The organism is Pseudomonas sp. Marseille-QA0892, assembly GCF_054950135.1.
On the sequence record NZ_CM143104.1, the window covers coordinates 2,884,576 to 2,901,703 of the forward strand.

Below are 17,128 nucleotides of genomic sequence, written 5' to 3' on the forward strand. Positions count from 1 at the left end.
CCTTTTTCACAGGAGGTTGAATGAAGTTGTCCGATGGGTTCGATGCCCGCCGACTGCGTCCCAAAGGGTCGTCATCCTGGCGCGTCCGCCTGGGTTGTACCTTCGCCGCGCTGTTGATTGCGATCGGTGCCATGCTGATCATCATGGGCGCCGCAGCCCTGGCCGGGCGTCCGCTGCTTGCAAGCGGCCTGGACGCCACAATCGCCAGCGGTCTGGCAGCGTTCATACCCGGCGTACTCATCACTTGGGTGGGATTTCTATTCTGGCGGCGATGCCGCAGAGGCAAGCGCGGCCCGGACGGTTTGGCCATGTCTCCTCACCTGCTCCGGCGGCGCAACTGACGTGCCTAGCGGCCTCCGGTAAACTGCGCGCCCTTCGAAGCCATCTGCCTCACGCCTCGCGGAGCCTCCATGCAAGACGATGAATTTTCGCTGTTCCGATCGGAAATGCGCGGCGTGAAGCGCATTGAGGTCGATCGCGCCGATACCGGCAAGCCCCGCGACGACAAGGCCCAGATCGCCAATCGTCGACTGAATGCCCAGCTCAGCAGCGCTACAACGAAGGTGGACGGCCTGTCGGACCAGTTCGTTATCGACGTGGGCGCGGAGGACCCACTGTATTGGGCGCGCGATGGTGTTCAGGAAAGCCAGATGCGCAAACTCAAGGCCGGCGAGATCCCATTCGAAGGGAGCCTGGACTTGCATGGCCTGACTGTTGAACGGGCGCGCGAACAACTGTGGGCATTTTTCGAAGAAGCGGGCCGGCTCGAGGTGCGTTGCGTCCGTGTCACACACGGCAAGGCCGCCCGGCTCGATGGCCGCCGCCCATTGATCAAGAGCCACGTCAACACTTGGCTGCGTCAGCATGCGCAGGTACTCGGCTTCGCGTCGTGTCTGCCGCGGCATGGCGGAACGGGCGCCATCTACGTACTGCTCAAGCGCCAGATGCTGGATGGCCGCGACGAATGACAGCCTTATACGGTCAGTAAACCTCTTGCCAGCGAACCGGCGGACGCCTAATCTTCGTCCCCCCTTTCGAATCGCTTCAGGATATTCCATGTCCCTGGAACAGCATTATTCGGCGATACTTGGCCAGCTTGGCGAGGACGTGTCCCGCGAAGGCTTGCTGGACACTCCCAAGCGCGCCGCCAAGGCCATGCAGTACCTCTGCCACGGCTACAACCAGACGCTCGAGGAAGTCACCAACGGCGCGTTGTTTTCCTCGGACAACAGCGAAATGGTCCTGGTGAAGAACATCGAGCTGTATTCGTTGTGTGAGCACCATATGCTGCCGTTCATAGGCAAGGCTCATGTCGCATACCTGCCTAACGGCAAGGTGCTTGGCCTTTCCAAGATCGCGCGCATCGTCGACATGTTCGCAAGACGTCTGCAGATTCAGGAGAACCTGACTCGCCAGATCGCGGAAGCGGTCGAGCAGGTGACCGGTGCGGCCGGTGTGGGCGTCGTCATCGAGGCGCAGCACATGTGCATGATGATGCGCGGCGTCGAGAAGCAAAACTCGTCCATGGTCACCTCGGTGATGCTCGGGCAGTTCCGTGATAACACGGCTACACGCACCGAGTTCCTCAGCCTCGTTCGCTAAGGAGGCAAGCCCGGCCAGGCCGGGCCTGCCTAACCAGGTTGCATATGCCCTTCCCTATTTCATCGCCCGATAGCCAGGCAGCGCTTCGATACGCGCAATCCACGCCTGAATCGCCGGGTAGCGCGAAAGATCGAAACCGCCTTCGCCTGCGACGTGGGTATAGCCATACAGGCTGATGTCCGCGATGCTGAACCGATCGCCTACCAGAAATGAGTGCTTCTGCAGTTGGGCTTCCATGACGTCAAGCGCCTGGTAGCCACCCGCCTGCTTGTCATCGAACTCGGCTTTTCGCTCAGCCGGCATACCTAGATAAATGTTGATGAAACGGGCTACGGCTATGTATGGCTCGTGGCTGTATTGCTCAAAGAATTGCCACTGCAGCACCTGCGCCTGAAGCCACGGGTCTTGCGGGAGCAAGGGCGTACCCTGCGCCAAGTAAAACAGAATGGCGTTCGACTCCCAAAGTGTGCGGCCGTCGTCGAGTTCGACGACCGGAATCTTGGCATTCGGATTCTTTGCCCGAAACTGATCCGTGCGCGTTTCCCCGCCCAGCACATCCATGTCGACCCATTCGTACGGACGCTCCAGCAGACTTAACAGCAAGCCAACCTTGTAGCAATTACCTGAGCGCCAATCCCCATATACCTTCATTCGCACACCTCGTGTCCAGCGGCCCGGATGCCGCCTTTGGCACGCTAGCTGGCGAGCCGTGCTCAGGTCAACGCACGGCGGCGACGAGGCCTGGCATCGAGCGAACTGTTCCGGTCTATCGCAAACCGTCAGAAACTGTACTGCACAAGCGGCGCCTGGCTGTATCGCGACGTGCACCCGCACATGCCGATACGCTGCCCGTCCACAATAAGGAACTGCTCGATGACCCTGGAATTGCTGGTCGCCTTCGTTGCCTTCGCGTTCGTCACCTCCGTTACACCCGGTCCGAACAACATGATGCTGCTTGCCTCTGGTGTGAATTTCGGGCTCCGCCGAAGCGTGCCCCACATGCTTGGCGTAAGCATCGGCTTCACCCTCATGGTTGCCGCGGTCGGGCTCGGCCTGGGCGAAGTATTCGAACGTCTGCCGCTATTGCATAAGGTGCTTCAATATGTGGGCGCCTGCTATCTCGTTTACCTGGCCTGGGCCATTGCGCGCTCCGCGCCGCCTGACGCGCGTTCCGATCCACGCTCGAAACCGTTCACGTTTCTGCAGGCGGCCGCCTTTCAGTGGGTCAACCCCAAGGCGTGGGTCATGGCGGTGGGGGCGATCGCCACCTATGCACCGCATCAGGATTACGTGATGAACGTGCTGCTTATCGCAGGACTGTTCGGACTGGTGAATGGGCCCTCGGTCGGCCTATGGACAGTCACGGGTACGCTCCTGCGGCGCTGGCTCGAAAACCCGGGTACACGGCGGGCTTTCAATATCGGGATGGCCTTACTGCTGATCGGATCGCTATACCCTATCGTCTTCGACTTCAAAGGGGCTGCATGATGGCAACACGTCTACGCCCCCTTGCCGACAGTTCACCCTCGACGGTGGTCGCCGGCTTCATTGGAATGTTGACCGGCTATACCAGTTCTCTCGTGCTGATGTTCCAGGCCGGACAAGCGGCCGGCCTCACAGACGCGCAGATATCCTCGTGGATATGGGCGCTGTCCATTGGCATGGCTCCGATTTGCATAGGCCTTTCCCTATGGTATCGAGCGCCCATCATGGTTGCCTGGTCGACGCCGGGCGCGGCGCTCCTGATCACGAGCCTGCCAGGTGTGCCGTACAGTGAAGCCATCGGCGCATACATGCTGTGTTCAGCACTTATCCTGCTATGCGGTATCACGGGCAGCTTTGACCGGATCATGCGCCGGATACCCGGATCCATCGCAGCGGCATTGCTCGCTGGGGTGTTGTTCAAGATAGGTCTGGAAATCTGCAATGCAGCTGAACAGCAGACGCTGCTGGTGATCGCAATGCTATTGGCATACCTCGTCGGAAAACGCGCGATGCCCCGTTACGCGGTATTGGCCGCCCTCATCGTCGGGTGTGTTATAGGCGGGGCTCAGGGGTTGTTCGATTTCAGTCGCTTCCAGGTGCAGTTGACGGTACCGACCTGGACGACACCGACCCTGTCGCTCTCCGCGGCCATCAGCATCGGCATTCCGCTGTTCATCGTTGCGATGACATCGCAGAACCTGCCGGGCATGGCAGTCTTGCGCGCCAATGGCTATGACGTGCCCGCGTCACCCTTGCTCAATGTAACGGGCATCATGTCGATTCTGCTGGCGCCATTCGGCTCTCATGGCATTCACATGGCGGCGATAAGCGCGGCCATTTGCGCCGGCCCTGAAGCACATGAAGATCCCAAGCGCCGGTACACCGCCGCAATGTGGTGTGGCGTGTTCTACGGGATTGCCGGATTGTTCGGCGCTACGCTGGCAGCGCTTTTCGCTGCGCTGCCAGCGGCCCTGATCCTTTCGATCGCGGCGCTTGCACTGTTTGCATCGATCATTGGAGGCCTGACCCAAGCCATGAGCGAGCCGCGCGAACGCGAGGCCGCTCTGGTCACCTTCCTCGTGACCGCGTCAGGCATGTCGCTGGCGGGCGTCGGATCCGCTTTCTGGGGCGTGGTCGCCGGAATGGCGACCCTGTTCATCCTGAACTGGCGAACGCGGTAAGTCCGTACGAAAGGCACCCCTGCCCTTGTCACGCCAGCTCGGAGACGACTTTCATCAGGGCTGCCTGGGGATCTGTGTCCTGAGCGATGGGCCGACCGATGACCAGGAAGTCCGACCCGGCATCGACGGCCTGGCGCGGCGTCAGGATGCGTCGTTGATCGTCGCTAGCGCTTCCGGCCGGGCGGATACCAGGCGTCACGAGTTGAAGTCTTGGCTGGGCCTGCTTCAGCACCTGCGCTTCCTGGGCCGAACATACCAGCCCATCCAGGCCTGCCGAGTCGGCCAATGCCGCAAGCCGAAGCACCTGCTCCTTGGGCTCGACATCCAGGCCAATACCCTGAAGATCACGTTGCTCCATGCTGGTCAGCACCGTCACACCAATCAGCAGCGGTTTCGCCCCAGGCTGCTGCTCCAGCACGTCTCGGCAGGCGGACATCATTCTGAGCCCTCCTGAACAATGCACGTTCACCATCCAGACGCCAAGCTCAGCTGCCGCTTTGACTGCCATAGCTGTCGTATTGGGAATATCGTGGAATTTCAGATCGAGGAACACTTCGAATCCACGATGCTGCAAAGCTTCGACGACCTCAGGCCCGCAGCGCGTAAAGAGCTCCTTTCCTACCTTCGCCCTGCAATAGGTCGGATCGAGCCGATCTGCGAGGTCGAGAGCGGCAGCGCGGGTGGGGAAATCGAAGGCGACAATGATAGGAGTCTGGCAGGCAGGCATGAGTCTGGTCTCGGTCTAAATCTGGGTACATTGTCGCAAACCCTCCCTCCCGACAGCCACTCCACGCATCGTAACGATTTCGATCCATCGTTACGCGTTCGTTACACACTCGTACAGTCAGCGGCCTGGCTGCATCCCGTGCTGCAAAACGCGGCTGCCAGTGTCGAGTGTATCGATATCAATACACCGGCCAGTCTCTCTAGGATGCATTCATCTTAGATAACTATTTGATTTTATTGATCTTTTCCGCCTGGCATCGTCCTTGCTCAATAAGTCGTTTAAACCTCGCCCTTGCGGGGCAGTTGTCACTGGGAGTAGACATGAGCGAGTTGCGTTTCACGGCTGAGCACGAATGGCTGCGTCAGGATGAAGATGGCCTGATCACGGTAGGCATCACGGACTACGCTCAGGACGCACTGGGCGATGTCGTATTCGTCCAACTACCGGAGCGTCGCCATTACGCGGCAGGTGAAGAAGTTGCTGTGCTCGAATCGGTGAAAGCGGCGAGCAATATTGCGATGCCGCTGGACGGGGAAATCGTAGAACTCAACGAGGCACTCGAAGCCAGCCCGGAAAAAGTGAATGAGTCGCCTCTATCCGAGGGCTGGTTCTTCCGTTTCCGCCCTGCTGACGCATCGAGCCTTACATCGTTGCTGAGCCCATCAGCCTACGACGCTCTGATTGCCGGCCAGGCCTAAGGATCCCCCCATGTCGATCAAACTTGATACCCGAAACGAATTCATCGCCCGCCACATCGGCCCCAGCGCACCGGAAGAACATGCCATGCTGGAGCAGGTCGGATACGACAGCCTGGATGCGCTCACCGCCAGTGTCATTCCGACCAGCATCAAGGGCACCAGCGTCCTGCCGGCTTTCGAAGGCATGGGTGAAGCAGAGGCGCTTGCGGCGATCAAGGCCATTGCGAAGAAAAACCAGCAGTTCAAAAACTACATAGGCCAGGGCTATTACGGCACGCTGACCCCTTCACCCATCCTGCGCAACCTGCTTGAAAACCCGGCCTGGTACACGGCGTATACGCCTTATCAGCCGGAGATTTCGCAAGGCCGCCTGGAAGCGCTGCTAAACTTCCAGACGTTGATCATCGACCTGACTGGATTGCCCATCGCCAACGCGTCATTGCTGGACGAGGCGACCGCTGCTGCCGAGGCAATGACGTTCTGCAAGCGTCTGTCCAAGAACAAGACCAGCAACACCTTCTTCGCGTCGCAGCATTGCCACCCCCAGACGCTCGCCGTCCTTCACACCCGCGCCGAACCGCTGGGGATCGAAATCGTCGTTGGCAACGAGCTCGAGTTGGACGACACGAGCCCCTTCTTCGGCGCCCTGCTGCAGTACCCAGCCAGCAATGGCGACATCTTTGACTACCGTACGCTGGTCGAGCGCTTCCACGAAAGTAACGCTCTGGTCGCCGTTGCGGCTGACCTGCTTGCTCTGACATTGCTCACTCCACCCGGCGAGTTCGGCGCGGACGTCGCAATCGGCACCGCGCAACGGTTCGGCGTGCCGCTCGGGTTCGGCGGCCCGCATGCGGCCTATTTCTCGACACGTGATGCGTTCAAGCGGGACATGCCCGGCCGGCTCGTCGGCCTTTCAGTCGATCGTCACGGCAACCCTGCGCTCCGGCTTGCCATGCAGACTCGCGAGCAGCATATCCGCCGTGAGAAGGCGACGAGCAATATCTGTACGGCTCAGGTGCTTCTTGCCAACATCGCCAGCATGTACGCCGTGTATCACGGCCCGGAGGGCCTGACACGCATCGCACAGCGCGTACACGGCCTGACGCATGCACTGGCGGAAGGTCTCCGCCGAGTTGGATACACGGTGGATACCGCAGGGTTCTTCGATACGATCACGGTGACCTGTGCCGAGACGGCCGACCTGCACGCTCGCGCGAGGGAAATGGGCATCAACCTGCGCGTGATCGACGACACTCGATTCGGCGTTTCGCTCGATGAAAGCACGACGGTAGCAGACGTGACCGAGCTGCTGACGCTGTTCGCGAACGGCAAACCCGTCCCCGACCTGGCATCGCTCGCGAGCGGCAGCGCGCTTCCGGAAGGCCTGAAACGTCAGTCGACGATCCTGCAGCATGACGTTTTCAATCGCTACCACTCCGAGACCGAGCTCATGCGATACCTGCGCAAGCTCGCGGACAAAGATCTGGCGCTGGACCGCTCCATGATCCCGCTGGGCTCGTGCACCATGAAGCTCAACGCGGCGAGCGAGATGATTCCGATCACCTGGCCTGAATTTGGCAACCTGCATCCGTTCGCACCCGCCGAGCAGAGCGAGGGGTACCAGCAGCTGACTCGCGAACTGGAAGAGATGCTCTGCGCCGCGACCGGTTATGACGCGGTATCGCTGCAACCTAACGCAGGCTCACAGGGCGAATACGCCGGTCTTTTGGCCATTCGTGCCTATCACCTAAGCCGCGGAGACGACCAGCGTGACATCTGCCTGATCCCGGCATCGGCTCATGGCACCAACCCGGCCACCGCAACCATGGTTGGCATGCGCGTAATCGTCACGGCTTGCGACAGCTACGGCAACGTTGACATCGAAGACCTGCGGGCCAAGGCGACTGAACACAAGGATCGCTTGGCGGCGCTGATGATCACCTACCCGTCCACGCATGGCGTGTTCGAGGAAGGCATCCGCGAAATCTGTCAGATCGTGCATGACAACGGTGGCCAGGTTTACATCGACGGCGCGAACATGAACGCGATGGTCGGCCTGTGCGCGCCAGGCAAGTTCGGTGGCGATGTCTCTCACCTGAACCTTCACAAAACCTTCTGCATCCCCCACGGTGGCGGCGGCCCGGGTGTTGGGCCGATCGGCGTGAAATCCCACCTCGCGCCCTTCCTTCCTGGCCACACACACTGGGAGAACAAAGCGGGTGCCGTAAGCGCGGCGCCTTACGGCAGCGCCAGTATCCTGCCGATCTCCTGGATGTACATGAAGATGATGGGTGGCGAAGGCCTGACCCGGGCATCGCAGATGGCGATTCTTGCCGCCAACTACGTGGCCCGCCGGCTCGAGGAGCACTATCCCGTCCTCTACACAGGCAGCAACGGGCTGGTGGCACACGAGTGCATCCTCGATCTTCGCCCCTTGAAGGACAGCAGTGGTGTGACCGTGGATGACGTGGCCAAGCGCCTCATCGACTTCGGTTTCCATGCGCCCACAATGTCGTTCCCGGTTGCCGGCACGCTCATGATCGAGCCGACCGAAAGTGAATCGAAGGAGGAACTGGACCGCTTCTGCGACGCCATGATCGCTATTCGCGACGAGATCCGGGCTTTGGAGCGTGGCGAACTGGACGCCGTCGACAACCCGCTAAAGAATGCTCCGCACACCGCCGCCGAACTGACGCGCGAGTGGCGCCATCCTTATAGCCGCGAGCAGGCGGTATTCCCGGTCCATACCCTTATCGACGGGAAATACTGGCCGCCCGTGGCGCGGGTGGACAACGTATACGGCGACCGGAACCTCGTCTGTGCCTGTCCCAGCATCGAGGCTTACCAGGACGCATGACCCCAGCGCGCGGGTACCTTGCCCGCGCGCCTTCCTGACGAAGGTGAGCTCATGGCGCTTAGTGTTTTCGACCTTTTCAAAATCGGCATTGGTCCTTCCAGCTCGCACACGGTAGGCCCGATGAGAGCTGCCGCCCGATTCGTAGAAGGGCTTGAGCGAGATGGCCTCCTGGATTCGACCGAAAGCGTCCGGGTCGAGCTTTACGGATCCCTCGGCGCGACCGGCAAGGGTCACGGCAGCGACAAGGCCGTGCTCCTGGGTCTCGAGGGCGAGCAGCCTGACCTGGTGGATACCACGACCATCGATGCACGCCTCGCCGACATCAGGAAAAGCAACCGGCTGACCCTGCTTGGTCGGAAGCCAATCGTCTTCATGGAAAAGGAGCACCTTGCGATGATTCGCAGAGCGCTCCCGTCCCATCCCAACGGCATGATCTTCAGGGCACTGGATGGCTACGGCATCGAGTTGCGTCAACGCGAGTACTACTCCGTAGGCGGCGGCTTCGTCGTGGACGATCAAGCTGCTGGTGTAGATCGAATCGTCGAAGACAGCACACCGCTTCCCTTGCCGTTCAAAACGGGCCGCGAGCTCCTTGCCCAATGTACGGAACATCAGCTCTCGATCAGCGAGGTGATGCTTCGTAATGAACGGGCGTGGCGCGACGAATCAGAGACCCGAGACCGGCTGATGCAAATTTGGCAGGTGATGCAGGATTGCGTCCAGGCCGGTTGCAAGAATGAAGGCATCATGCCGGGTGGGCTGAAGGTCAAACGGCGGGCAGCGGCGCTTCATCGACAGCTGTGCGCTCGGCCTGAAGCCAATCTGCGTGATGCCTTGAGCGTCCTGGACTGGGTCAATCTCTATGCGCTCGCGGTCAACGAAGAGAATGCCACCGGCGGTCGCGTCGTCACTGCGCCGACCAACGGAGCAGCCGGGATCGTCCCTGCCGTCCTTCATTACTACGATCGGTTCGTGCCCGGCGCCACGACCGAGGGCGTCATGCGCTTTCTGCTGACCGCTGCGGCTATTGGCATTCTCTATAAAGAGAACGCCTCCATTTCCGGCGCCGAAGTTGGATGCCAGGGCGAGGTCGGAGTCGCCTGTTCCATGGCGGCAGGCGCACTGTGCGAGGTTTTGGGTGGCACACCTCAGCAGGTCGAAAACGCCGCTGAGATCGGCATGGAACACAACCTGGGGCTTACCTGCGATCCCGTAGGTGGTCTCGTTCAGGTGCCCTGTATCGAGCGCAATGCGATGGGCTCTGTCAAAGCCATCAACGCAGCCCGCATGGCGCTTCGCGGTGACGGCCAGCACTTCATCTCGCTGGACAAGGTCATCCGTACCATGCGCCAAACCGGCGCCGACATGAAAACCAAATACAAGGAAACCGCCCGCGGTGGGCTGGCGGTAAATATTATTGAATGCTGACTGACCGTACCGGTAACCCCAGGGCGCTCAGTCGCAATTGGCCAAGGAAACAACAATGACTGAGCTTGCCCAGACTCCCCTCCATGACCTGCATCTCGAATTGGGCGCCAGGATGGTCCCGTTCGCAGGCTATGAGATGCCCGTGCAATATCCGCTCGGCGTGATGAAGGAACACCTGCACACTCGCGAACATGCCGGGCTGTTTGATGTTTCCCATATGGGACAAGTCCTGGTCCGTGGCACCGGAGCTGCGAGCGCGCTGGAGTCGCTCACGCCTATCGACGTTATCGACCTACCGGTCGGCATGCAGCGGTACGCGATGTTCCTCGATGAGAATGGCGGAATCCTCGACGACCTCATGATTGCCAACCTTGGTGCGGATACCTTCTTCCTAGTGGTGAACGCGGCCTGCAAGACTCAGGACCTCGCGCACATCCAAAAGCATCTGGGCGGACATTGCGAAGTCACGAGTCTCTTTTCGGCGCGTGCCCTGCTCGCGCTTCAGGGGCCGAAGGCGGTAGACGTGCTCATGCGCCTTGCACCCGAGGTGCGTAGCATGACCTTCATGTCGATCGCTACGGTTCGCTTGCTGGGCGTGGATTGCTATGTCAGCCGTTCCGGTTACACAGGCGAAGACGGCTATGAGATCTCGGTACCTACCAAACATGCGGAAATGCTCGCGCGTAGCCTGCTGGCTGAGTCCGAGGTTCAGCCGATCGGACTCGGCGCCCGGGACTCGCTGAGACTCGAGGCCGGCCTGTGCCTGTACGGCCATGACATGAGTGCTGCAACGACGCCCGTTGAAGCAGCGCTGACCTGGGCCATATCAAAAGCGCGCCGCAGCGATGGCGAACGCGCGGGCGGATTCCCAGGCGCCGAGCGCATCTTCACGCAGCAACGCACCGGCGTCAGCCGTAAACGCGTAGGGCTGCTGCCGCAGGAGCGCATCCCCGTACGTGAAGGAACCCAGATCGTAAACGGCCAGGGCGACGAGATAGGTCAAATATGCAGTGGAGGCTTCGGACCCACCCTCGCCGCCCCCGTTGCAATGGGCTACATCGATTGCGAGCATGCCGCGATCGATACCGACGTCTGGGCAATCGTGCGCGGAAAGCGGGTAGCGATGAAAGTCTCGAAGACGCCGTTCGTACCGCAGCGGTACTACCGCGGATGAATGGACGAGGCGTAGGTCAGAGCGCCTACGCCTTTGATTCGACCACTTCCGACAAGAGCGCCAGAAACGACTCTACCGATGCTTCGAGATCGCCGGAGTTATCGAGCGTCAGTGCTTGCTGGCTACCGTGATCAGGGCGCCGAAACGTTGAATTACGCGCCATGCGAGCCTCGATTTCGCCGAGCGATTCGCGGCCACGCGCGAGCAGCCGCCGGCTCAAGACGCCAGAACTCACCGAAAGCAGGACAGGTGCAAGATCGGGATAACGTTCTTGTGCTTTCGGAAGGTACTCCCGCGATCCATTGACCAGCACATGCGAACCTTCCGAAAGCCAGGTATCGATTTCCTTCGATATGCCATACCCCAGGCCGTTGGCGCGCCAGTAAAGCGCGAACGCACCCTGCTCCCGCATCTCTTCGAATTCGACAGGGGTAACCGCCAAGGCATCTTCGCCTGTCGCTTCAGCCGAACGCGTAATGACGCGGCGTGCGATACGAAAGCCCATGTGCTCGAGCCGTGTACGTGCCGCGCGTAGCAAACTGTCCTTACCTGATCCCGAAGGACCCATCAGGTAAATCAGTTTTCCCGCCATTGGACCATCCCGGTTTGTTGTGCCTTTGCCGGACACCCTGTGGCGTCGGCTTCGAAGTGGGCGATGATACGCCCTTTTTCAGACACAGGCAGCGCCCAGAATGGCCGCTCGATAACGCATTAATTCGAATGTGGAAAAATACGCCAAATGGTGCTGGCCAATAGCCTTTAGCTGGTACACAATGCGACCATAATTTGGCGTCAAAAATATTTAGACTCTACCCTAGCCGTGGTGCTGAAAACTGAACGATTCCTGTCCTCACAGGTCGAACAGTGACGATTTCCTATATAGCGGAATGCCAGCATCATTCCCACAGACCAATCGGTATTTGTATGCGCCCTATGAAACAGGCTATTTATTCCAGCCGTACGGCTGACAAATTCGTCGTTCGACTGCCAGAAGGCATGCGTGAACGTATCGCAGACGTGGCGCGCAACCATCACCGCAGCATGAACTCCGAGATCATCGCCCGTCTCGAGCAGAGTCTCATTCAAGAAGGCGCTATCAGCGACGAACTGAACATGCGCCTGGACAGCCCCGAACTTAGCCTTCACGAGCGCGAATTGCTTCAGCGCTTCCGCCAGCTCTCCCGCCGCCAGCAGAATGCACTTGTCGCGCTCATTGCGCACGATGTGGAAATGGCCGCCAACGAAGACGCCTGATCCGGATACCTCCGCGGCCGGCGCAATGCCGGCTGCCTGGATTCTCAGTCACCGACGCCGCACCACCACGCCTCTCGCCCTGAATGCGCTCCGCGCCTCGCATCCTCCGCTGAACGTATGGCCACATAGCTACTTGCCGTTGCAGGATCGTTTGAGGCCGGCGGATTGCCATGCTTCTCGCTTCGCTCTCCGCCCGCCCCGCAGGGGCTCGTCTCGCCACTAACAGCAGATCTGTAGCCTTTGCAGCAGAACGAGAAAAGGCCGGCATAAATGCCGGCCTTTTCATGCCTGGTTTGCCTTGTAGCAGCCCGGCGATTTACCTCCCCAGATAGGCTCGCTTACAGCAGGAACACCGACGCCAGGCCGAGGAAGATGAAGAAGCCACCGCTATCGGTCATGGCCGTAATCATGACACTCGACCCCATAGCGGGATCTCGATCCATCTTCGCCAGCGTCATCGGTATCAATACCCCCATGAGCGCCGCGAGTAACAGGTTAAGCGTCATCGCTGTTGTCATCACTACACCGAGCGACCAGCTTCCATATAGCAGGTAGGCAACAGCCCCGATCACACCACCCCATACGACGCCATTGACTAGGGACACACCCAGCTCCTTACGCAGCAACCGTCTGGTACTTGCCGGATTGACCTGATCCAGTGCCATTGCACGGACGATCATCGTGATGGTCTGGTTGCCTGAGTTACCGCCAATGCCGGCAACGATCGGCATAAGCGCGGCAAGCGCAACCAACTTCTCGATCGAGCCTTCAAATAGCCCGATCACCCGGGAGGCTACGAAAGCGGTTACCAGATTGATTGCGAGCCACGCCCAGCGATTGCGTACTGATTTCCAGACTGATGCGAAGATGTCTTCCTCCTCGCGCAGACCGGCCATGTTCAGTACCTCAGCCTCGCCCTCTTCACGAATGAGGTCGACCATCTGATCGATGGTGAGGCGGCCGATGAGCTTGCCGTTCTTGTCGACAACAGGCGACGAAATGAGGTCATAACGCTCGAACGCCTGAGCCGCCTCGTACGCATCGCCGTCCGGATGGAAACTAACGGGATCGGCTGCCATGACTTCGGCAACCTGCTTCTCAGGATCATTCACCAACAGGCGCTTGATGGGTAATACGCCCTTCAGCACGCCTTCGTAGTCCACCACGAACAATTTGTCCGTGTGGCCAGGCAGCTCCTTCAGCCGTCGCAGGTAGCGCAGTACCACCTCGAGAGCCACGTCCTCCCGGATGGTGACCATCTCGAAATCCATGAGCGCACCGACCTGGTCATCCTCATAGGACAGCGCGGAACGGACGCGCTCGCGCTGCTGTGCATCAAGGCTCTCCATGAGCTCATGCACGACATCCCGCGGCAGTTCTGCCGCGAGGTCCGCCAGCTCATCCGCATCGAGCTCTTTGGCAGCCGCCAGGATCTCGTGGTCATCCATGTCTGCCAGCAGCGTCTCACGGACGGCATCGGACACTTCAAGAAGGATCTCACCGTCACGGTCGGCCTTGACCAGCTGCCAGACCAGCAAACGATCCTCAAGCGGAAGCGCTTCAAGGATATAGGCGATATCTGCCGGATGAAGCTCATCGAGCCGGCGCTGCAGTTTGACGAGGTTCTGACGGTGGACGAGATTCTCGACAAGCGCCTGATGAGGCCCTTCCTGACGGTGGGCAAGCTCTTCGACAACGCGATGGCGATTTAGGAGGTCGACCACCTGGCCAAGGCGGTCCTGCAGGCTTTCTTGCGGCTTTTTGGCTTCTACTTCAGTCATGGCACGCTCCGCCCCAGCAGCGGATGGCCACGGGGCTCAATCAATCAGCAAATGATCGTTGAAACGAAAGGATTGAGTAACTACTGGGTAAGTCCATGGAGGGGGTCCACAAGTCCCGGCGGGACTGACGGCCGACATCATACACATCTCCAACGAAGCGCGCATTTGAATCACGCCCGGGATCACCGCAACGAAAATCGGAAAACAAAGAAGCGGAACGGCCCCACATTACAGTGGACCTCGACTTTCCCTGATCGATCATTTAGATACGCTGCGTTGACGTCAGGGAGGACGTTCGATGAAAGTTTGGTTTCATATGCTTGCAGTCACGGTTTCTACCATGGACGCATCCTACGCCGCGACACTGCAGCGTTGCACTGCTCACGATGGGCACGTCACCTACACGGCGCACGGCTGCCCTGCCAATGACGAGCAATCCACAATCACGGCTACCAATGCTCGCCCAGGCGGCAGGGAGGTCATAACAATGGCTCCCATAGCGGCACCACCCTTGCCTTCCCCACCAACGGCCACTGATGATCTGGTAGTCGTCGGGAGCCAGGATGACGGGTGCGGAAATCGCGTCACGGGAGCGTCACGCCGGGAAGCCATCATTAAAAATGACATACGTGCCGGCATGACGCGCCGGGATGTAGAGAGCATGCTTGGACGGCCGGATACAATCACGGGCCAGAACGGCCAGCTGCGTTACCACTACCGGGATCGACAGGGAAATCGTCGCCAGGTGAGCTTCGACGGGGATGGCTGTGTGCGGAAATAAAAAAAGCCCGCATTGCGGGCCTTTTTTCTGATATGGCGCACTCGGGAGGATTCGAACCTCCGACCGCCCGGTTCGTAGCCGGGTACTCTATCCAGCTGAGCTACGAGTGCATAACCTTCGTCAACACCAGTGGTGCTCTGAAGGGGGCAACTGCCTCAAGCAGTAAATGGCGCACTCAGGAGGATTCGAACCTCCGACCGCCCGGTTCGTAGCCGGGTACTCTATCCAGCTGAGCTATGAGTGCGTGGGCTGCGCATTATAGGGATCTGTTCGAGTTCTGCAAGTCTTTGTGAAACTTACTTAATTCGCCACACCGAAGCGTGTTGGAACCCTAGAAATGCAATGGCGGAGAGGGGGGGATTCGAACCCCCGACACCCTTTTGAGGTGTACTCCCTTAGCAGGGGAGCGCCTTCGGCCACTCGGCCACCTCTCCGCAACGGGGCGCATGATACTCATGTTTTGCCCCGCTTGCAAAGCCAAAAATTAAGGAAAATTAGTGGCTTGGTTCGTCGACCTTCTCTTTCTGAATACGCTGGTAGATCTCTTCGCGGTGCACAGCGACCTCTTTGGGCGCGTTTACACCGATACGGACCTGGTTGCCTTTTACGCCAAGCACGGTGACGGTTACGTCATCGCCCACCATCAGGGTCTCTCCGACCCGGCGAGTCAGAATCAGCATTCCTTTCTCCTTCGGATGAATCATTTCAGGACAGTCTGCAAATAAAAGGCTCGAGCATGACCTATGGGTCACTGGCTCTCGCCAAGATTTGACCTCGATCCGGAACACGAAATTCCTGACCGAAGGTCGATGAAGATAAAAGGCGCGCCATTGGCGCGCCTTTTTGTGACCTACTCTACACGCCTCGCGGGCGCGTCGAGCTCAAAGGCCGTATGCAAAGCCCGTACGGCCAGCTCGAGGTATTTCTCCTCGATCACTACAGACACTTTGATTTCGGAGGTCGAGATCATCTGGATATTGATGGTCTCTTTTGCCAACGCTTCGAACATTCGGCTGGCAACCCCCGCGTGGGAACGCATGCCAACACCTACGATCGAGACCTTGGCAATATCGGTATCGCCCTTCACCTCACGCGCACCCAGCTGGCTAGCCGTCTCTTCCAACACACGCAGCGCGCTCTGGTAGTCGTTGCGATGAACCGTGAACGTGAAATCAGTGGTGTTATCGTGCGCAACGTTCTGCACGATCATGTCGACTTCGATATTCGCCGCGCTGATTGGCCCGAGAATCTTGAACGCTACGCCGGGAATATCCGGCACCCCACGGATCGTCAGCTTGGCTTCGTCGCGGTTGAAAGCGATGCCGGAAATGATCGGCTGTTCCATGGATTCCTCTTCATCAAGGGTAATGAGGGTACCGGGCCCCTCCTGAAAACTGTGCAATACACGCAGCGGGACGTTGTACTTACCTGCGAACTCCACAGAGCGAATCTGAAGCACCTTCGAGCCAAGGCTGGCCATCTCCAGCATCTCTTCGAAGGTAATCTTCTCCAGACGCTGAGCACGAGGCACGACACGTGGATCGGTGGTGTAGACGCCATCGACGTCGGTATAGATCTGGCACTCTTCCGCCTTCAGAGCGGCGGCGAGCGCGACCCCGGTGGTATCGGACCCACCGCGCCCGAGCGTGGTGATATTGCCGTGCTCGTCGACACCCTGGAAACCCGCAACCACAACGACCTTGCCCGCTGACAGGTCACTACGGATGCGTGCGTCATCGATCTGCAGGATACGCGCCTTGGTATGGGCACTGTCTGTCAGGATCCTGACCTGGTTACCGGTATACGAGACTGCATCCACTCCGCGTTTGATCAGCGCCATCGCCAGCAGGGCAATGGTCACCTGCTCACCGGTGGACACCATTACGTCCAGCTCGCGTGGTACGGGCTGGCCGTCGGTAATCTGTTTGGCCAGATCGATCAGTCGATTGGTCTCGCCGCTCATTGCGGAAACGACAACGACGATGTCGTCGCCGTTTTCGCGGAATTTCTTCACCTTCTCGGCCACCTGCTGAATGCGCTCGATGGTGCCGACGGAGGTGCCCCCGAATTTTTGTACGATCAAAGCCATCTAAAAACCGCCTAGTCCCGTGAGGGCGCCCGTTTCGTTTTCCACAAGCCTTGCCGGGCGTGGACAAGGCC

General features: G+C 59.4%; 17 protein-coding genes and 3 tRNA genes. 11 read left to right on the forward strand and 9 right to left on the reverse strand.

Annotated features, from left to right (window positions below; genetic code table 11):
• The first annotated feature begins 20 nt into the window (after nucleotides 1–20).
• The 3 genes from ACY8D3_RS13415 to folE all read left to right on the forward strand — a co-directional run bounded on the left by ACY8D3_RS13415 (nucleotide 21) and on the right by folE (nucleotide 1,602).
• On the forward strand, nucleotides 21–341 hold the full coding sequence (locus tag ACY8D3_RS13415) for a hypothetical protein (protein ID WP_462379267.1): 321 nt from the start codon (nucleotides 21–23) through the stop codon (nucleotides 339–341).
• A gap of 69 nt (nucleotides 342–410) precedes the next feature.
• Nucleotides 411–968, forward strand: coding sequence for a Smr/MutS family protein (locus tag ACY8D3_RS13420; protein WP_462379268.1), 558 nt, complete (start codon nucleotides 411–413; stop codon nucleotides 966–968).
• An 88-nt stretch (nucleotides 969–1,056) separates the two neighbouring features.
• The gene (folE, locus tag ACY8D3_RS13425) at nucleotides 1,057–1,602 is read left to right on the forward strand and encodes a GTP cyclohydrolase I FolE (protein ID WP_462379269.1); all 546 of its coding nucleotides are present in this window, start codon (nucleotides 1,057–1,059) and stop codon (nucleotides 1,600–1,602) included.
• Nucleotides 1,603–1,656: 54 nt separating this feature from the next.
• Here the strand turns inward: folE and ACY8D3_RS13430 are convergent, their stop codons facing one another.
• Nucleotides 1,657–2,253: a glutathione S-transferase family protein gene (locus ACY8D3_RS13430; RefSeq protein ID WP_462379270.1), complete on the reverse strand. Its 597-nt coding sequence runs from the start codon at nucleotides 2,251–2,253 to the stop codon at nucleotides 1,657–1,659.
• 222 nt (nucleotides 2,254–2,475) lie between these two features.
• On the opposite strand from ACY8D3_RS13430, the gene ACY8D3_RS13435 reads away from it, so the two are divergent.
• Both ACY8D3_RS13435 and ACY8D3_RS13440 read left to right on the forward strand, forming a co-directional pair.
• Nucleotides 2,476–3,090: a LysE family translocator gene (locus ACY8D3_RS13435; protein ID WP_462379271.1), complete on the forward strand. Its 615-nt coding sequence runs from the start codon at nucleotides 2,476–2,478 to the stop codon at nucleotides 3,088–3,090.
• Complete coding sequence (locus ACY8D3_RS13440; protein WP_462379272.1) at nucleotides 3,090–4,268, forward strand: benzoate/H(+) symporter BenE family transporter; 1,179 nt, start codon at nucleotides 3,090–3,092, stop codon at nucleotides 4,266–4,268. Before ACY8D3_RS13435 ends, ACY8D3_RS13440 begins: the two co-directional genes overlap by 1 nt.
• Before the next feature lie 28 nt (nucleotides 4,269–4,296).
• Here ACY8D3_RS13440 and pyrF read toward each other — a convergent pair whose 3' ends face one another.
• Nucleotides 4,297–4,995: an orotidine-5'-phosphate decarboxylase gene (gene pyrF, locus ACY8D3_RS13445; protein WP_462379273.1), complete on the reverse strand. Its 699-nt coding sequence runs from the start codon at nucleotides 4,993–4,995 to the stop codon at nucleotides 4,297–4,299.
• Nucleotides 4,996–5,315: 320 nt separating this feature from the next.
• On the opposite strand from pyrF, the gene gcvH reads away from it, so the two are divergent.
• The 4 genes from gcvH to gcvT are packed head-to-tail and all read left to right on the forward strand — an operon-like array spanning nucleotide 5,316 to nucleotide 11,152.
• Nucleotides 5,316–5,693: a glycine cleavage system protein GcvH gene (gcvH, locus tag ACY8D3_RS13450; protein WP_462379274.1), complete on the forward strand. Its 378-nt coding sequence runs from the start codon at nucleotides 5,316–5,318 to the stop codon at nucleotides 5,691–5,693.
• A gap of 10 nt (nucleotides 5,694–5,703) precedes the next feature.
• Nucleotides 5,704–8,550, forward strand: a complete 2,847-nt coding sequence (gene gcvP, locus ACY8D3_RS13455) for an aminomethyl-transferring glycine dehydrogenase (protein ID WP_462379275.1) — start codon at nucleotides 5,704–5,706, stop codon at nucleotides 8,548–8,550.
• 51 nt (nucleotides 8,551–8,601) lie between these two features.
• On the forward strand, nucleotides 8,602–9,978 hold the full coding sequence (locus ACY8D3_RS13460; RefSeq protein ID WP_462379277.1) for an L-serine ammonia-lyase: 1,377 nt from the start codon (nucleotides 8,602–8,604) through the stop codon (nucleotides 9,976–9,978).
• A gap of 55 nt (nucleotides 9,979–10,033) precedes the next feature.
• Nucleotides 10,034–11,152, forward strand: a complete 1,119-nt coding sequence (gcvT, locus tag ACY8D3_RS13465) for a glycine cleavage system aminomethyltransferase GcvT (protein ID WP_462379279.1) — start codon at nucleotides 10,034–10,036, stop codon at nucleotides 11,150–11,152.
• A 25-nt stretch (nucleotides 11,153–11,177) separates the two neighbouring features.
• Here gcvT and phnN read toward each other — a convergent pair whose 3' ends face one another.
• Nucleotides 11,178–11,744, reverse strand: a complete 567-nt coding sequence (gene phnN / locus ACY8D3_RS13470; RefSeq protein WP_462379280.1) for a phosphonate metabolism protein/1,5-bisphosphokinase (PRPP-forming) PhnN — start codon at nucleotides 11,742–11,744, stop codon at nucleotides 11,178–11,180.
• A 332-nt stretch (nucleotides 11,745–12,076) separates the two neighbouring features.
• On the opposite strand from phnN, the gene ACY8D3_RS13475 reads away from it, so the two are divergent.
• Entirely contained in the window at nucleotides 12,077–12,406 is a 330-nt protein-coding gene (locus ACY8D3_RS13475) for an Arc family DNA-binding protein (RefSeq protein ID WP_462379282.1), read from the forward strand.
• 338 nt (nucleotides 12,407–12,744) lie between these two features.
• Here ACY8D3_RS13475 and mgtE read toward each other — a convergent pair whose 3' ends face one another.
• The gene (mgtE, locus tag ACY8D3_RS13480; RefSeq protein WP_462379283.1) at nucleotides 12,745–14,187 is read right to left on the reverse strand and encodes a magnesium transporter; all 1,443 of its coding nucleotides are present in this window, start codon (nucleotides 14,185–14,187) and stop codon (nucleotides 12,745–12,747) included.
• Nucleotides 14,188–14,485: 298 nt separating this feature from the next.
• Here mgtE and bamE point away from each other — a divergent pair, with 298 nt between their 5' ends.
• Entirely contained in the window at nucleotides 14,486–14,968 is a 483-nt protein-coding gene (bamE, locus tag ACY8D3_RS13485; protein ID WP_462379284.1) for an outer membrane protein assembly factor BamE domain-containing protein, read from the forward strand.
• A gap of 33 nt (nucleotides 14,969–15,001) precedes the next feature.
• Here the strand turns inward: bamE and ACY8D3_RS13490 are convergent.
• The 5 genes from ACY8D3_RS13490 to ACY8D3_RS13510 all read right to left on the reverse strand — a co-directional run bounded on the left by ACY8D3_RS13490 (nucleotide 15,002) and on the right by ACY8D3_RS13510 (nucleotide 17,057).
• Nucleotides 15,002–15,078, reverse strand: a tRNA-Arg gene (locus tag ACY8D3_RS13490).
• Nucleotides 15,079–15,135: 57 nt separating this feature from the next.
• Nucleotides 15,136–15,212, reverse strand: a tRNA-Arg gene (locus tag ACY8D3_RS13495).
• A gap of 99 nt (nucleotides 15,213–15,311) precedes the next feature.
• Nucleotides 15,312–15,402, reverse strand: a tRNA-Ser gene (locus ACY8D3_RS13500).
• A 60-nt stretch (nucleotides 15,403–15,462) separates the two neighbouring features.
• Nucleotides 15,463–15,648, reverse strand: coding sequence for a carbon storage regulator CsrA (gene csrA, locus ACY8D3_RS13505; protein WP_188982696.1), 186 nt, complete (start codon nucleotides 15,646–15,648; stop codon nucleotides 15,463–15,465).
• Nucleotides 15,649–15,818: 170 nt separating this feature from the next.
• Nucleotides 15,819–17,057, reverse strand: coding sequence for an aspartate kinase (locus ACY8D3_RS13510; RefSeq protein ID WP_462379285.1), 1,239 nt, complete (start codon nucleotides 17,055–17,057; stop codon nucleotides 15,819–15,821).
• Between the last annotated feature and the right edge of the window lie 71 nt (nucleotides 17,058–17,128).

Excerpts from the sequence above, each read along its gene's own strand:
- ACY8D3_RS13415 (WP_462379267.1), top strand. The coding sequence starts at position 21 with ATGAAGTTGTCCGATGGGTTCGATGCCCGCCGACTGCGTCCCAAAGGG.
- ACY8D3_RS13420 (WP_462379268.1), top strand. The coding sequence starts at position 411 with ATGCAAGACGATGAATTTTCGCTGTTCCGATCGGAAATGCGCGGCGTG.
- folE (WP_462379269.1), top strand. The coding sequence starts at position 1,057 with ATGTCCCTGGAACAGCATTATTCGGCGATACTTGGCCAGCTTGGCGAG.
- ACY8D3_RS13430 (WP_462379270.1), bottom strand. The coding sequence starts at position 2,253 with ATGAAGGTATATGGGGATTGGCGCTCAGGTAATTGCTACAAGGTTGGC.
- ACY8D3_RS13435 (WP_462379271.1), top strand. The coding sequence starts at position 2,476 with ATGACCCTGGAATTGCTGGTCGCCTTCGTTGCCTTCGCGTTCGTCACC.
- ACY8D3_RS13440 (WP_462379272.1), top strand. The coding sequence starts at position 3,090 with ATGGCAACACGTCTACGCCCCCTTGCCGACAGTTCACCCTCGACGGTG.
- pyrF (WP_462379273.1), bottom strand. The coding sequence starts at position 4,995 with ATGCCTGCCTGCCAGACTCCTATCATTGTCGCCTTCGATTTCCCCACC.
- gcvH (WP_462379274.1), top strand. The coding sequence starts at position 5,316 with ATGAGCGAGTTGCGTTTCACGGCTGAGCACGAATGGCTGCGTCAGGAT.
- gcvP (WP_462379275.1), top strand. The coding sequence starts at position 5,704 with ATGTCGATCAAACTTGATACCCGAAACGAATTCATCGCCCGCCACATC.
- ACY8D3_RS13460 (WP_462379277.1), top strand. The coding sequence starts at position 8,602 with ATGGCGCTTAGTGTTTTCGACCTTTTCAAAATCGGCATTGGTCCTTCC.
- gcvT (WP_462379279.1), top strand. The coding sequence starts at position 10,034 with ATGACTGAGCTTGCCCAGACTCCCCTCCATGACCTGCATCTCGAATTG.
- phnN (WP_462379280.1), bottom strand. The coding sequence starts at position 11,744 with ATGGCGGGAAAACTGATTTACCTGATGGGTCCTTCGGGATCAGGTAAG.
- ACY8D3_RS13475 (WP_462379282.1), top strand. The coding sequence starts at position 12,077 with ATGCGCCCTATGAAACAGGCTATTTATTCCAGCCGTACGGCTGACAAA.
- mgtE (WP_462379283.1), bottom strand. The coding sequence starts at position 14,187 with ATGACTGAAGTAGAAGCCAAAAAGCCGCAAGAAAGCCTGCAGGACCGC.
- bamE (WP_462379284.1), top strand. The coding sequence starts at position 14,486 with ATGAAAGTTTGGTTTCATATGCTTGCAGTCACGGTTTCTACCATGGAC.
- csrA (WP_188982696.1), bottom strand. The coding sequence starts at position 15,648 with ATGCTGATTCTGACTCGCCGGGTCGGAGAGACCCTGATGGTGGGCGAT.
- ACY8D3_RS13510 (WP_462379285.1), bottom strand. The coding sequence starts at position 17,057 with ATGGCTTTGATCGTACAAAAATTCGGGGGCACCTCCGTCGGCACCATC.